The following is a 16,486-nucleotide window of genomic DNA, read 5'->3' as shown; positions in this document are numbered from 1 at the left end:
CAGGGGTTGCGCTCGTTATAGGACTTAACCTGACACCTCACGGCACGAGCTGACGACAACCATGCAGCACCTTGAAAAACGTCCGAAGAAAGATCTGTTTCCAAATCTGTCGTTTCCCATTTAAGCCTTGGTAAGGTTCCTCGCGTATCATCGAATTAAACCACATGCTCCTCCGCTTGTGCGGGCCCCCGTCAATTCCTTTGAGTTTCACTCTTGCGAGCGTACTCCCCAGGTGGGATACTTATCACTTTCGCTTAGCCACTCAGATTGCTCCAAACAGCTAGTATCCATCGTTTACGGCGTGGACTACCAGGGTATCTAATCCTGTTCGCTCCCCACGCTTTCGTCCATCAGCGTCAATATACTCGTAGTAACCTGCCTTCGCAATTGGTATTCCATGTAATCTCTAAGCATTTCACCGCTACACTACATATTCTAGTTACTTCCAAGTAATTCAAGTCTTACAGTATCAATGGCCGTTTGATCGTTGAGCGACCAGATTTCACCACTGACTTATAAAACCGCCTACGGACCCTTTAAACCCAATGATTCCGGATAACGCTTGGATCCTCCGTATTACCGCGGCTGCTGGCACGGAGTTAGCCGATCCTTATTCTTACAGTACCGTCAAGCTCCCTCACGAGGGAGTGTTTCTTCCTGTACAAAAGCAGTTTACAATCCATAGGACCGTCATCCTGCACGCGGCATGGCTGGTTCAGACTTGCGTCCATTGACCAATATTCCTCACTGCTGCCTCCCGTAGGAGTCTGGTCCGTGTCTCAGTACCAGTGTGGGGGATCTCCCTCTCAGGACCCCTACCCATCGTTGCCTTGGTGTGCCGTTACCACACCAACTAGCTAATGGGACGCATGCTCATCTTGTACCGTTGGAACTTTAATAATCAGAAGATGCCTTCCGAAGATACTATGGGGTATTAATCCAAATTTCTCTGGGCTATCCCCCTGTACAAGGTAGATTGCATACGCGTTACGCACCCGTGCGCCGGTCTCAAAGGAGCAAGCTCCTTCTACCCCTCGACTTGCATGTGTTAAGCCTGCCGCTAGCGTTCATCCTGAGCCAGGATCAAACTCTTCATCGTATGTTTTTTATAGCTTTTCAGCTAAATGTTGTGGACAAAGAAGGCTAGGTTTTCTTACTCTCTTAAATTTTATTTGTTTTAATATTCCTATTAAAACGTGCTGTCAATCCAATATGTCTATGAACTTTTTATTTACTTTTTTTTCGCTTTTGACTTATCGTCTTAGCGGGCGCAAAGGTAGTGTTTCTTTTAGCATTTCCAAGTGTTTTTTTACTTTTTTTTTCAAAAATTTAAAAACTCTGGATTTCAATAGTAAAAGGAACGTACTTGCTTTGCTGAGATAAAAAATCCCCTGAGTTGCAGGGGAATTTTATGTTAGATTCCAATATATTTTTGGAATAAAGAAAGGCAGCGACCTACTCTCCCACAGGATGCAGTACCATCGGCGCAGGCGGGCTTAACTTCTCTGTTCGAAATGGGAAGAGGTGAGCCCCGCCGCAATAACCACCTTAAGGTTTTGGTTTGGGGTTTCAAGTTTTATTTGTTTCAAGTTAGACAACTTGGAACTTTAAACTTGGAACTTCAAACGCAGCTTTGCTGCTATATTTTAACATATTGAGATAAATATTCAATTTGGAAAGAATTTTACGAGCCCCCTGAGGTTCCCCGCCTCGGCGGGGTTAGGGGGCTCTTACAATAAGCTTACGGGTTATTAGTACTACTTGACTGTGACATTACTGCCTTTACATCTATAGCCTATCAACGTGGTCATCTTCCACGACCCTTAAAAGAAATCTCATCTTGTGGTGGGTTTCGCGCTTATATGCTTTCAGCGCTTATCCCTTCCCAACGTAGCTACTCTGCGGTGCTCCTGGCGGAACAACAGATACACCAGCGGTTGGTCCAACTCGGTCCTCTCGTACTAGAGTCAGATCCACTCAAATTTCTAACGCCCACAGTAGATAGAGACCGAACTGTCTCACGACGTTCTGAACCCAGCTCGCGTGCCACTTTAATGGGCGAACAGCCCAACCCTTGGGACCTTCTCCAGCCCCAGGATGTGACGAGCCGACATCGAGGTGCCAAACCCCCCCGTCGATATGAGCTCTTGGGGGAGATCAGCCTGTTATCCCCGGCGTACCTTTTATCCTTTGAGCGATGGCCCTTCCATGCGGAACCACCGGATCACTATGCTCTACTTTCGTACCTGATCGACCTGTATGTCTCTCAGTCAAGCTCCCTTATGCCATTGCACTCTACGCACGGTTACCAAGCGTGCTGAGGGAACCTTTAGAAGCCTCCGTTACTCTTTTGGAGGCGACCACCCCAGTCAAACTACCCACCAAGCAATGTCCCCACCAAGGGCGGGTTAGATCTCAGATAAGCAAAGGGTGGTATTTCAACAATGACTCCACAACGCCTGGCGACGCCATTTCATAGTCTCCCACCTATCCTACACATCACTTATCCAAGACCAATACTAAGCTATAGTAAAGGTGCACAGGGTCTTTTCGTCCCACTGCGGGTAATCGGCATCTTCACCGATACTACAATTTCACCGAGCTCATGGCTGAGACAGTGTCCAGATCGTTACACCATTCGTGCAGGTCGGAACTTACCCGACAAGGAATTTCGCTACCTTAGGACCGTTATAGTTACGGCCGCCGTTTACTGGGGCTTCAATTCAATGCTTCTCCGAAGATAACATCTCCTCTTAACCTTCCAGCACCGGGCAGGTGTCAGGCCCTATACTTCATCTTACGATTTTGCAGAGCCCTGTGTTTTTGATAAACAGTCGCCTGGACCTTTTCACTGCGGCCAGCTTGCGCTGGCGACCTTTCTCCCGAAGTTACAGGTCTATTTTGCCTAATTCCTTAGCCATGAATCTCTCGAGCGCCTTAGGATACTCTCCTCAACTACCTGTGTCGGTTTACGGTACGGGTACTTATAATCTAAGTTTAGAAGGTTTTCTTGGCAGCCTTTAGGTACACTATCCCATTGTCCGAAGACTCCGAGTACTATCGCATTTCACCAGTCCCAGCGGATTTGCCTACCGGGCCTATAGCTATGTGCTTTAACGAACTATTCCGTCAGTTCGCGGTACTTTCACCACTGCGTCACTCCATCACAATTATAAGTAGTACGGGAATATTAACCCGTTGGCCATCGACTGTTCCTTTCGGATTCGCCTTAGGACCCGACTAACCCGCAGCTGATTAGCATAGCTGCGGAAACCTTAGTTTTGCGGCGGGGGTGTTTCTCGCACCCCTTATCGTTACTTATGCCTACATTTTCTTTTCTAACCTCTCCAGCATCCCTCACGAGACACCTTCAGCGATGTTAGAATGCTCCCCTACCACTTGTACAGTGTACAAATCCATAGCTTCGGTAGTATGCTTATGCCCGATTATTATCCATGCTCGATCGCTCGACTAGTGAGCTGTTACGCACTCTTTAAATGAATGGCTGCTTCCAAGCCAACATCCTAGCTGTCGATGCAATCAAACCGCGTTTGATCAACTTAGCATACATTTGGGGACCTTAGCTGATGGTCTGGGTTCTTTCCCTCTCGGACTTGGACCTTAGCACCCAAGCCCTCACTGCTGTGTATATTATATAGCATTCGGAGTTTGTCAGGAATTGGTAGGCGGTGAAGCCCCCGCATCCAATCAGTAGCTCTACCTCTATATAACTAGACCACAGCGCTGCACCTAAATGCATTTCGGGGAGTACGAGCTATTTCCGAGTTTGATTGGCCTTTCACCCCTACCCACAGATCATCCCAAGACTTTTCAACGTCAACGGGTTCGGACCTCCACTATGTGTTACCACAGCTTCATCCTGTCCATGGGTAGATCACACGGTTTCGCGTCTACCACTACTGACTCAAGCGCCCTATTCAGACTCGCTTTCGCTACGGATCCGTGACTTAATCACTTAACCTTGCCAGCAACGGTAACTCGTAGGCTCATTATGCAAAAGGCACGCCGTCACAGCTTATGCTGCTCCGACCGCTTGTAGGCGTATGGTTTCAGGTTCTATTTCACTCCGTTATTCACGGTTCTTTTCACCTTTCCTTCACAGTACTGGTTCACTATCGGTCTCTCAGGAGTATTTAGCCTTAGCGGATGGTCCCGCCAGATTCAGACAGGGTTTCACGTGCCCCGCCCTACTCAGGATACCACTATTCTTTATATTCCTTACTTATACGGGACTATCACCCTCTTTGGTCAACCTTTCCAGGTTATTCTAATTCAGTTTACAAGAAATATCGTGGTCCTACAACCCCAGCATTGCCGTAACAACACTGGTTTGGGCTACTGCGCTTTCGCTCGCCACTACTCACGCAATCACTTTTGTTTTCTTCTCCTCCGCCTACTTAGATGTTTCAGTTCAGCGGGTTCGCCTCCTATCGGATACTATGTCTTCAACATAGTGGGTTGCCCCATTCGGATATCTGCGGATCATCTTGTATGTGCCAATCCCCGCAGCTTTTCGCAGCTTATCACGTCCTTCTTCGCCTCTGAGAGCCTAGGCATCCCCCATACGCCCTTATTTTGCTTATTGTTTTCTTTTTTTTAGTGATTAGCTCTAAGTAATTAGTGACTAGTCCTAAGACTAATTACTATTCACTCTTTACTAATTACTAAAGTGTTCTTTCTACTTGTTTGTATGTTTATCTCAATATGTCAATGAACTTTACTCAATTTGAAGATTTTAAGATTCGTTAATTTGAAAATGATCATCATTTTCAAATTTTCAAATCAATTCATTTTCAAATCAATTTGGTGGAGAATATCGGAGTCGAACCGATGACCTCCTGCGTGCAAGGCAGGCGCTCTAGCCAGCTGAGCTAATCCCCCATTCTTAATTTAGAATTTAGAAATTAGAATTCAGAACTTTTGAATTTTCAACTTCTAGAATTTCCTTTTAAACTTAAAATTTTCTCTTTTTTTCAACTTATAACTTATAATTTATAACTCTTAAAAAGTAGTCCCGGGCAGACTCGAACTGCCGACCCCTACATTATCAGTGTAGTACTCTAACCAGCTGAGCTACGAGACTCTGTATTTTAAGCTTTTTTTGTTTTGAACTAACAGCGAGAGTAAGATTTAATTAAAAAATTGGAATTAAAAATTAAATTTAATTTCGAATCTTTAATTTTTAATTAAAATCAGCTTCTTTTTTTGTCTCTAGAAAGGAGGTGTTCCAGCCGCACCTTCCGGTACGGCTACCTTGTTACGACTTAGCCCTAGTTACCAGTTTTACCCTAGGCAGCTCCTTGCGGTCACCGACTTCAGGTACCCCCAGCTTCCATGGCTTGACGGGCGGTGTGTACAAGGCCCGGGAACGTATTCACCGCAGCATGGCTGATCTGCGATTACTAGCGAATCCAGCTTCACGGAGTCGAGTTGCAGACTCCGATCCGAACTGAGAACGGTTTTATAGATTCGCTCCTACTTGCGTAGTGGCTGCTCTCTGTACCGTCCATTGTAGCACGTGTGTAGCCCAAGGCGTAAGGGCCGTGATGATTTGACGTCATCCCCACCTTCCTCACGGTTTGCACCGGCAGTCTTGCTAGAGTTCCCGACATGACTCGCTGGCAACTAGCAACAGGGGTTGCGCTCGTTATAGGACTTAACCTGACACCTCACGGCACGAGCTGACGACAACCATGCAGCACCTTGAAAAACGTCCGAAGAAAGATCTGTTTCCAAATCTGTCGTTTCCCATTTAAGCCTTGGTAAGGTTCCTCGCGTATCATCGAATTAAACCACATGCTCCTCCGCTTGTGCGGGCCCCCGTCAATTCCTTTGAGTTTCACTCTTGCGAGCGTACTCCCCAGGTGGGATACTTATCACTTTCGCTTAGCCACTCAGATTGCTCCAAACAGCTAGTATCCATCGTTTACGGCGTGGACTACCAGGGTATCTAATCCTGTTCGCTCCCCACGCTTTCGTCCATCAGCGTCAATATACTCGTAGTAACCTGCCTTCGCAATTGGTATTCCATGTAATCTCTAAGCATTTCACCGCTACACTACATATTCTAGTTACTTCCAAGTAATTCAAGTCTTACAGTATCAATGGCCGTTTGATCGTTGAGCGACCAGATTTCACCACTGACTTATAAAACCGCCTACGGACCCTTTAAACCCAATGATTCCGGATAACGCTTGGATCCTCCGTATTACCGCGGCTGCTGGCACGGAGTTAGCCGATCCTTATTCTTACAGTACCGTCAAGCTCCCTCACGAGGGAGTGTTTCTTCCTGTACAAAAGCAGTTTACAATCCATAGGACCGTCATCCTGCACGCGGCATGGCTGGTTCAGACTTGCGTCCATTGACCAATATTCCTCACTGCTGCCTCCCGTAGGAGTCTGGTCCGTGTCTCAGTACCAGTGTGGGGGATCTCCCTCTCAGGACCCCTACCCATCGTTGCCTTGGTGTGCCGTTACCACACCAACTAGCTAATGGGACGCATGCTCATCTTGTACCGTTGGAACTTTAATAATCAGAAGATGCCTTCCGAAGATACTATGGGGTATTAATCCAAATTTCTCTGGGCTATCCCCCTGTACAAGGTAGATTGCATACGCGTTACGCACCCGTGCGCCGGTCTCAAAGGAGCAAGCTCCTTCTACCCCTCGACTTGCATGTGTTAAGCCTGCCGCTAGCGTTCATCCTGAGCCAGGATCAAACTCTTCATCGTATGTTTTTTATAGCTTTTCAGCTAAATGTTGTGGACAAAGAAGGCTAGGTTTTCTTACTCTCTTAAATTTTATTTGTTTTAATATTCCTATTAAAACGTGCTGTCAATCCAATATGTCTATGAACTTTTTATTTACTTTTTTTTCGCTTTTGACTTATCGTCTTAGCGGGCGCAAAGGTAGTGTTTCTTTTAGCATTTCCAAGTGTTTTTTTACTTTTTTTTTCAAAAATTTAAAAACTCTGGATTTCAATAGTAAAAGGAACGTACTTGCTTTGCTGAGATAAAAAATCCCCTGAGTTGCAGGGGAATTTTATGTTAGATTCCAATATATTTTTGGAATAAAGAAAGGCAGCGACCTACTCTCCCACAGGATGCAGTACCATCGGCGCAGGCGGGCTTAACTTCTCTGTTCGAAATGGGAAGAGGTGAGCCCCGCCGCAATAACCACCTTAAGGTTTTGGTTTGGGGTTTCAAGTTTTATTTGTTTCAAGTTAGACAACTTGGAACTTTAAACTTGGAACTTCAAACGCAGCTTTGCTGCTATATTTTAACATATTGAGATAAATATTCAATTTGGAAAGAATTTTACGAGCCCCCTGAGGTTCCCCGCCTCGGCGGGGTTAGGGGGCTCTTACAATAAGCTTACGGGTTATTAGTACTACTTGACTGTGACATTACTGCCTTTACATCTATAGCCTATCAACGTGGTCATCTTCCACGACCCTTAAAAGAAATCTCATCTTGTGGTGGGTTTCGCGCTTATATGCTTTCAGCGCTTATCCCTTCCCAACGTAGCTACTCTGCGGTGCTCCTGGCGGAACAACAGATACACCAGCGGTTGGTCCAACTCGGTCCTCTCGTACTAGAGTCAGATCCACTCAAATTTCTAACGCCCACAGTAGATAGAGACCGAACTGTCTCACGACGTTCTGAACCCAGCTCGCGTGCCACTTTAATGGGCGAACAGCCCAACCCTTGGGACCTTCTCCAGCCCCAGGATGTGACGAGCCGACATCGAGGTGCCAAACCCCCCCGTCGATATGAGCTCTTGGGGGAGATCAGCCTGTTATCCCCGGCGTACCTTTTATCCTTTGAGCGATGGCCCTTCCATGCGGAACCACCGGATCACTATGCTCTACTTTCGTACCTGATCGACCTGTATGTCTCTCAGTCAAGCTCCCTTATGCCATTGCACTCTACGCACGGTTACCAAGCGTGCTGAGGGAACCTTTAGAAGCCTCCGTTACTCTTTTGGAGGCGACCACCCCAGTCAAACTACCCACCAAGCAATGTCCCCACCAAGGGCGGGTTAGATCTCAGATAAGCAAAGGGTGGTATTTCAACAATGACTCCACAACGCCTGGCGACGCCATTTCATAGTCTCCCACCTATCCTACACATCACTTATCCAAGACCAATACTAAGCTATAGTAAAGGTGCACAGGGTCTTTTCGTCCCACTGCGGGTAATCGGCATCTTCACCGATACTACAATTTCACCGAGCTCATGGCTGAGACAGTGTCCAGATCGTTACACCATTCGTGCAGGTCGGAACTTACCCGACAAGGAATTTCGCTACCTTAGGACCGTTATAGTTACGGCCGCCGTTTACTGGGGCTTCAATTCAATGCTTCTCCGAAGATAACATCTCCTCTTAACCTTCCAGCACCGGGCAGGTGTCAGGCCCTATACTTCATCTTACGATTTTGCAGAGCCCTGTGTTTTTGATAAACAGTCGCCTGGACCTTTTCACTGCGGCCAGCTTGCGCTGGCGACCTTTCTCCCGAAGTTACAGGTCTATTTTGCCTAATTCCTTAGCCATGAATCTCTCGAGCGCCTTAGGATACTCTCCTCAACTACCTGTGTCGGTTTACGGTACGGGTACTTATAATCTAAGTTTAGAAGGTTTTCTTGGCAGCCTTTAGGTACACTATCCCATTGTCCGAAGACTCCGAGTACTATCGCATTTCACCAGTCCCAGCGGATTTGCCTACCGGGCCTATAGCTATGTGCTTTAACGAACTATTCCGTCAGTTCGCGGTACTTTCACCACTGCGTCACTCCATCACAATTATAAGTAGTACGGGAATATTAACCCGTTGGCCATCGACTGTTCCTTTCGGATTCGCCTTAGGACCCGACTAACCCGCAGCTGATTAGCATAGCTGCGGAAACCTTAGTTTTGCGGCGGGGGTGTTTCTCGCACCCCTTATCGTTACTTATGCCTACATTTTCTTTTCTAACCTCTCCAGCATCCCTCACGAGACACCTTCAGCGATGTTAGAATGCTCCCCTACCACTTGTACAGTGTACAAATCCATAGCTTCGGTAGTATGCTTATGCCCGATTATTATCCATGCTCGATCGCTCGACTAGTGAGCTGTTACGCACTCTTTAAATGAATGGCTGCTTCCAAGCCAACATCCTAGCTGTCGATGCAATCAAACCGCGTTTGATCAACTTAGCATACATTTGGGGACCTTAGCTGATGGTCTGGGTTCTTTCCCTCTCGGACTTGGACCTTAGCACCCAAGCCCTCACTGCTGTGTATATTATATAGCATTCGGAGTTTGTCAGGAATTGGTAGGCGGTGAAGCCCCCGCATCCAATCAGTAGCTCTACCTCTATATAACTAGACCACAGCGCTGCACCTAAATGCATTTCGGGGAGTACGAGCTATTTCCGAGTTTGATTGGCCTTTCACCCCTACCCACAGATCATCCCAAGACTTTTCAACGTCAACGGGTTCGGACCTCCACTATGTGTTACCACAGCTTCATCCTGTCCATGGGTAGATCACACGGTTTCGCGTCTACCACTACTGACTCAAGCGCCCTATTCAGACTCGCTTTCGCTACGGATCCGTGACTTAATCACTTAACCTTGCCAGCAACGGTAACTCGTAGGCTCATTATGCAAAAGGCACGCCGTCACAGCTTATGCTGCTCCGACCGCTTGTAGGCGTATGGTTTCAGGTTCTATTTCACTCCGTTATTCACGGTTCTTTTCACCTTTCCTTCACAGTACTGGTTCACTATCGGTCTCTCAGGAGTATTTAGCCTTAGCGGATGGTCCCGCCAGATTCAGACAGGGTTTCACGTGCCCCGCCCTACTCAGGATACCACTATTCTTTATATTCCTTACTTATACAGGACTATCACCCTCTTTGGTCAACCTTTCCAGGTTATTCTAATTCAGTTTACAAGAAATATCGTGGTCCTACAACCCCAGCATTGCCGTAACAACACTGGTTTGGGCTACTGCGCTTTCGCTCGCCACTACTCACGCAATCACTTTTGTTTTCTTCTCCTCCGCCTACTTAGATGTTTCAGTTCAGCGGGTTCGCCTCCTATCGGATACTATGTCTTCAACATAGTGGGTTGCCCCATTCGGATATCTGCGGATCATCTTGTATGTGCCAATCCCCGCAGCTTTTCGCAGCTTATCACGTCCTTCTTCGCCTCTGAGAGCCTAGGCATCCCCCATACGCCCTTATTTTGCTTATTGTTTTCTTTTTTTTAGTGATTAGCTCTAAGTAATTAGTGACTAGTCCTAAGACTAATTACTATTCACTCTTTACTAATTACTAAAGTGTTCTTTCTACTTGTTTGTATGTTTATCTCAATATGTCAATGAACTTTACTCAATTTGAAGATTTTAAGATTCGTTAATTTGAAAATGATCATCATTTTCAAATTTTCAAATCAATTCATTTTCAAATCAATTTGGTGGAGAATATCGGAGTCGAACCGATGACCTCCTGCGTGCAAGGCAGGCGCTCTAGCCAGCTGAGCTAATCCCCCATTCTTAATTTAGAATTTAGAAATTAGAATTCAGAACTTTTGAATTTTCAACTTCTAGAATTTCCTTTTAAACTTAAAATTTTCTCTTTTTTTCAACTTATAACTTATAATTTATAACTCTTAAAAAGTAGTCCCGGGCAGACTCGAACTGCCGACCCCTACATTATCAGTGTAGTACTCTAACCAGCTGAGCTACGAGACTCTGTATTTTAAGCTTTTTTTGTTTTGAACTAACAGCGAGAGTAAGATTTAATTAAAAAATTGGAATTAAAAATTAAATTTAATTTCGAATCTTTAATTTTTAATTAAAATCAGCTTCTTTTTTTGTCTCTAGAAAGGAGGTGTTCCAGCCGCACCTTCCGGTACGGCTACCTTGTTACGACTTAGCCCTAGTTACCAGTTTTACCCTAGGCAGCTCCTTGCGGTCACCGACTTCAGGTACCCCCAGCTTCCATGGCTTGACGGGCGGTGTGTACAAGGCCCGGGAACGTATTCACCGCAGCATGGCTGATCTGCGATTACTAGCGAATCCAGCTTCACGGAGTCGAGTTGCAGACTCCGATCCGAACTGAGAACGGTTTTATAGATTCGCTCCTACTTGCGTAGTGGCTGCTCTCTGTACCGTCCATTGTAGCACGTGTGTAGCCCAAGGCGTAAGGGCCGTGATGATTTGACGTCATCCCCACCTTCCTCACGGTTTGCACCGGCAGTCTTGCTAGAGTTCCCGACATGACTCGCTGGCAACTAGCAACAGGGGTTGCGCTCGTTATAGGACTTAACCTGACACCTCACGGCACGAGCTGACGACAACCATGCAGCACCTTGAAAAACGTCCGAAGAAAGATCTGTTTCCAAATCTGTCGTTTCCCATTTAAGCCTTGGTAAGGTTCCTCGCGTATCATCGAATTAAACCACATGCTCCTCCGCTTGTGCGGGCCCCCGTCAATTCCTTTGAGTTTCACTCTTGCGAGCGTACTCCCCAGGTGGGATACTTATCACTTTCGCTTAGCCACTCAGATTGCTCCAAACAGCTAGTATCCATCGTTTACGGCGTGGACTACCAGGGTATCTAATCCTGTTCGCTCCCCACGCTTTCGTCCATCAGCGTCAATATACTCGTAGTAACCTGCCTTCGCAATTGGTATTCCATGTAATCTCTAAGCATTTCACCGCTACACTACATATTCTAGTTACTTCCAAGTAATTCAAGTCTTACAGTATCAATGGCCGTTTGATCGTTGAGCGACCAGATTTCACCACTGACTTATAAAACCGCCTACGGACCCTTTAAACCCAATGATTCCGGATAACGCTTGGATCCTCCGTATTACCGCGGCTGCTGGCACGGAGTTAGCCGATCCTTATTCTTACAGTACCGTCAAGCTCCCTCACGAGGGAGTGTTTCTTCCTGTACAAAAGCAGTTTACAATCCATAGGACCGTCATCCTGCACGCGGCATGGCTGGTTCAGACTTGCGTCCATTGACCAATATTCCTCACTGCTGCCTCCCGTAGGAGTCTGGTCCGTGTCTCAGTACCAGTGTGGGGGATCTCCCTCTCAGGACCCCTACCCATCGTTGCCTTGGTGTGCCGTTACCACACCAACTAGCTAATGGGACGCATGCTCATCTTGTACCGTTGGAACTTTAATAATCAGAAGATGCCTTCCGAAGATACTATGGGGTATTAATCCAAATTTCTCTGGGCTATCCCCCTGTACAAGGTAGATTGCATACGCGTTACGCACCCGTGCGCCGGTCTCAAAGGAGCAAGCTCCTTCTACCCCTCGACTTGCATGTGTTAAGCCTGCCGCTAGCGTTCATCCTGAGCCAGGATCAAACTCTTCATCGTATGTTTTTTATAGCTTTTCAGCTAAATGTTGTGGACAAAGAAGGCTAGGTTTTCTTACTCTCTTAAATTTTATTTGTTTTAATATTCCTATTAAAACGTGCTGTCAATCCAATATGTCTATGAACTTTTTATTTACTTTTTTTTCGCTTTTGACTTATCGTCTTAGCGGGCGCAAAGGTAGTGTTTCTTTTAGCATTTCCAAGTGTTTTTTTACTTTTTTTTTCAAAAATTTAAAAACTCTGGATTTCAATAGTAAAAGGAACGTACTTGCTTTGCTGAGATAAAAAATCCCCTGAGTTGCAGGGGAATTTTATGTTAGATTCCAATATATTTTTGGAATAAAGAAAGGCAGCGACCTACTCTCCCACAGGATGCAGTACCATCGGCGCAGGCGGGCTTAACTTCTCTGTTCGAAATGGGAAGAGGTGAGCCCCGCCGCAATAACCACCTTAAGGTTTTGGTTTGGGGTTTCAAGTTTTATTTGTTTCAAGTTAGACAACTTGGAACTTTAAACTTGGAACTTCAAACGCAGCTTTGCTGCTATATTTTAACATATTGAGATAAATATTCAATTTGGAAAGAATTTTACGAGCCCCCTGAGGTTCCCCGCCTCGGCGGGGTTAGGGGGCTCTTACAATAAGCTTACGGGTTATTAGTACTACTTGACTGTGACATTACTGCCTTTACATCTATAGCCTATCAACGTGGTCATCTTCCACGACCCTTAAAAGAAATCTCATCTTGTGGTGGGTTTCGCGCTTATATGCTTTCAGCGCTTATCCCTTCCCAACGTAGCTACTCTGCGGTGCTCCTGGCGGAACAACAGATACACCAGCGGTTGGTCCAACTCGGTCCTCTCGTACTAGAGTCAGATCCACTCAAATTTCTAACGCCCACAGTAGATAGAGACCGAACTGTCTCACGACGTTCTGAACCCAGCTCGCGTGCCACTTTAATGGGCGAACAGCCCAACCCTTGGGACCTTCTCCAGCCCCAGGATGTGACGAGCCGACATCGAGGTGCCAAACCCCCCCGTCGATATGAGCTCTTGGGGGAGATCAGCCTGTTATCCCCGGCGTACCTTTTATCCTTTGAGCGATGGCCCTTCCATGCGGAACCACCGGATCACTATGCTCTACTTTCGTACCTGATCGACCTGTATGTCTCTCAGTCAAGCTCCCTTATGCCATTGCACTCTACGCACGGTTACCAAGCGTGCTGAGGGAACCTTTAGAAGCCTCCGTTACTCTTTTGGAGGCGACCACCCCAGTCAAACTACCCACCAAGCAATGTCCCCACCAAGGGCGGGTTAGATCTCAGATAAGCAAAGGGTGGTATTTCAACAATGACTCCACAACGCCTGGCGACGCCATTTCATAGTCTCCCACCTATCCTACACATCACTTATCCAAGACCAATACTAAGCTATAGTAAAGGTGCACAGGGTCTTTTCGTCCCACTGCGGGTAATCGGCATCTTCACCGATACTACAATTTCACCGAGCTCATGGCTGAGACAGTGTCCAGATCGTTACACCATTCGTGCAGGTCGGAACTTACCCGACAAGGAATTTCGCTACCTTAGGACCGTTATAGTTACGGCCGCCGTTTACTGGGGCTTCAATTCAATGCTTCTCCGAAGATAACATCTCCTCTTAACCTTCCAGCACCGGGCAGGTGTCAGGCCCTATACTTCATCTTACGATTTTGCAGAGCCCTGTGTTTTTGATAAACAGTCGCCTGGACCTTTTCACTGCGGCCAGCTTGCGCTGGCGACCTTTCTCCCGAAGTTACAGGTCTATTTTGCCTAATTCCTTAGCCATGAATCTCTCGAGCGCCTTAGGATACTCTCCTCAACTACCTGTGTCGGTTTACGGTACGGGTACTTATAATCTAAGTTTAGAAGGTTTTCTTGGCAGCCTTTAGGTACACTATCCCATTGTCCGAAGACTCCGAGTACTATCGCATTTCACCAGTCCCAGCGGATTTGCCTACCGGGCCTATAGCTATGTGCTTTAACGAACTATTCCGTCAGTTCGCGGTACTTTCACCACTGCGTCACTCCATCACAATTATAAGTAGTACGGGAATATTAACCCGTTGGCCATCGACTGTTCCTTTCGGATTCGCCTTAGGACCCGACTAACCCGCAGCTGATTAGCATAGCTGCGGAAACCTTAGTTTTGCGGCGGGGGTGTTTCTCGCACCCCTTATCGTTACTTATGCCTACATTTTCTTTTCTAACCTCTCCAGCATCCCTCACGAGACACCTTCAGCGATGTTAGAATGCTCCCCTACCACTTGTACAGTGTACAAATCCATAGCTTCGGTAGTATGCTTATGCCCGATTATTATCCATGCTCGATCGCTCGACTAGTGAGCTGTTACGCACTCTTTAAATGAATGGCTGCTTCCAAGCCAACATCCTAGCTGTCGATGCAATCAAACCGCGTTTGATCAACTTAGCATACATTTGGGGACCTTAGCTGATGGTCTGGGTTCTTTCCCTCTCGGACTTGGACCTTAGCACCCAAGCCCTCACTGCTGTGTATATTATATAGCATTCGGAGTTTGTCAGGAATTGGTAGGCGGTGAAGCCCCCGCATCCAATCAGTAGCTCTACCTCTATATAACTAGACCACAGCGCTGCACCTAAATGCATTTCGGGGAGTACGAGCTATTTCCGAGTTTGATTGGCCTTTCACCCCTACCCACAGATCATCCCAAGACTTTTCAACGTCAACGGGTTCGGACCTCCACTATGTGTTACCACAGCTTCATCCTGTCCATGGGTAGATCACACGGTTTCGCGTCTACCACTACTGACTCAGCGTATAAATACGCTTTCAATCCCGAGGATTGAATCTCGCCCTATTCAGACTCGCTTTCGCTACGGATCCGTGACTTAATCACTTAACCTTGCCAGCAACGGTAACTCGTAGGCTCATTATGCAAAAGGCACGCCGTCACAACTTATGCTGCTCCGACCGCTTGTAGGCGTATGGTTTCAGGTTCTATTTCACTCCGTTATTCACGGTTCTTTTCACCTTTCCTTCACAGTACTGGTTCACTATCGGTCTCTCAGGAGTATTTAGCCTTAGCGGATGGTCCCGCCAGATTCAGACAGGGTTTCACGTGCCCCGCCCTACTCAGGATACCACTATTCTTTATATTCCTTACTTATACGGGACTATCACCCTCTTTGGTCAACCTTTCCAGGTTATTCTAATTCAGTTTACAAGAAATATTGTGGTCCTACAACCCCAGCATTGCCGTAACAACACTGGTTTGGGCTACTGCGCTTTCGCTCGCCACTACTCACGCAATCACTTTTGTTTTCTTCTCCTCCGCCTACTTAGATGTTTCAGTTCAGCGGGTTCGCCTCCTATCGGATACTATGTCTTCAACATAGTGGGTTGCCCCATTCGGATATCTGCGGATCATCTTGTATGTGCCAATCCCCGCAGCTTTTCGCAGCTTATCACGTCCTTCTTCGCCTCTGAGAGCCTAGGCATCCCCCATACGCCCTTATTTTGCTTATTGTTTTCTTTTTTTTAGTGATTAGCTCTAAGTAATTAGTGACTAGTCCTAAGACTAATTACTATTCACTCTTTACTAATTACTAAAGTGTTCTTTCTACTTGTTTGTATGTTTATCTCAATATGTCAATGAACTTTACTCAATTTGAAGATTTTAAGATTCGTTAATTTGAAAATGATAATCATTTTCAAATTTTTAAATCAATTCATTTTCAAATCAATTTGGTGGAGAATATCGGAGTCGAACCGATGACCTCCTGCGTGCAAGGCAGGCGCTCTAGCCAGCTGAGCTAATCCCCCGTTTTCAGTTGGCAGTGTTCAGTTTTCAGTTTTCAGTAACTTTACCTTACATCCAAATGAGTAACGTGATTTGTCAACTCTAGAATTTCCTTTTATCTTAAAATTTTTACTTCTTAAATCTCAAATCTAATATCTTAAATCTGAAATCATTTAAAAAGTAGTCCCGGGCAGACTCGAACTGCCGACCCCTACATTATCAGTGTAGTACTCTAACCAGCTGAGCTACGAGACTCTGTATTTTAA

At 46.3% G+C, this 16,486-nt stretch carries 6 tRNA genes and 9 rRNA genes (1 of these 15 cut by a window edge); all 15 read right to left on the bottom strand.

The features are described from left to right. Window positions 1-1,099 (bottom strand): 16S ribosomal RNA (locus tag ACQY29_RS08790); it reaches 417 nt to the left of the window's first position. A 343-nt stretch (window positions 1,100-1,442) separates the two neighbouring features. Beyond that, window positions 1,443-1,551: ribosomal RNA gene (rrf, locus tag ACQY29_RS08785) — 5S ribosomal RNA — on the bottom strand. 180 nt (window positions 1,552-1,731) lie between these two features. Further along, a 23S ribosomal RNA gene (locus ACQY29_RS08780) occupies window positions 1,732-4,606 on the bottom strand. Window positions 4,607-4,825: 219 nt separating this feature from the next. Continuing rightward, window positions 4,826-4,902: transfer RNA gene (locus ACQY29_RS08775), tRNA-Ala, on the bottom strand. Between the two features lie 128 nt (window positions 4,903-5,030). Then, a tRNA-Ile gene (locus ACQY29_RS08770) sits at window positions 5,031-5,104 on the bottom strand. Window positions 5,105-5,236: 132 nt separating this feature from the next. Beyond that, window positions 5,237-6,752, bottom strand: a 16S ribosomal RNA gene (locus tag ACQY29_RS08765). A 343-nt stretch (window positions 6,753-7,095) separates the two neighbouring features. After that, window positions 7,096-7,204: ribosomal RNA gene (rrf, locus tag ACQY29_RS08760) — 5S ribosomal RNA — on the bottom strand. Window positions 7,205-7,384: 180 nt separating this feature from the next. Then, window positions 7,385-10,259 (bottom strand): 23S ribosomal RNA (locus tag ACQY29_RS08755). A 219-nt stretch (window positions 10,260-10,478) separates the two neighbouring features. Continuing rightward, a tRNA-Ala gene (locus tag ACQY29_RS08750) sits at window positions 10,479-10,555 on the bottom strand. A gap of 128 nt (window positions 10,556-10,683) precedes the next feature. Further along, window positions 10,684-10,757, bottom strand: a tRNA-Ile gene (locus ACQY29_RS08745). A gap of 132 nt (window positions 10,758-10,889) precedes the next feature. Continuing rightward, window positions 10,890-12,405 (bottom strand): 16S ribosomal RNA (locus ACQY29_RS08740). Window positions 12,406-12,748: 343 nt separating this feature from the next. Then, window positions 12,749-12,857, bottom strand: a 5S ribosomal RNA gene (gene rrf / locus ACQY29_RS08735). Between the two features lie 180 nt (window positions 12,858-13,037). Further along, window positions 13,038-15,947 (bottom strand): 23S ribosomal RNA (locus ACQY29_RS08730). Together the 16S, 23S and 5S rRNA genes with 6 tRNA genes alongside form the textbook arrangement of a ribosomal RNA operon. A 219-nt stretch (window positions 15,948-16,166) precedes the next feature. Beyond that, window positions 16,167-16,243 (bottom strand) — tRNA-Ala (locus ACQY29_RS08725). 158 nt (window positions 16,244-16,401) lie between these two features. Next, window positions 16,402-16,475 (bottom strand) — tRNA-Ile (locus tag ACQY29_RS08720). Between the last annotated feature and the right edge of the window lie 11 nt (window positions 16,476-16,486).

It is taken from the genome of Flavobacterium sp. (genome assembly GCF_965262375.1).
GTDB lineage: Bacteria > Bacteroidota > Bacteroidia > Flavobacteriales > Flavobacteriaceae > Flavobacterium.
Note: the sequence above shows the minus strand (reverse complement) of the source record. Positions and strands in the feature narration are given on the sequence as shown.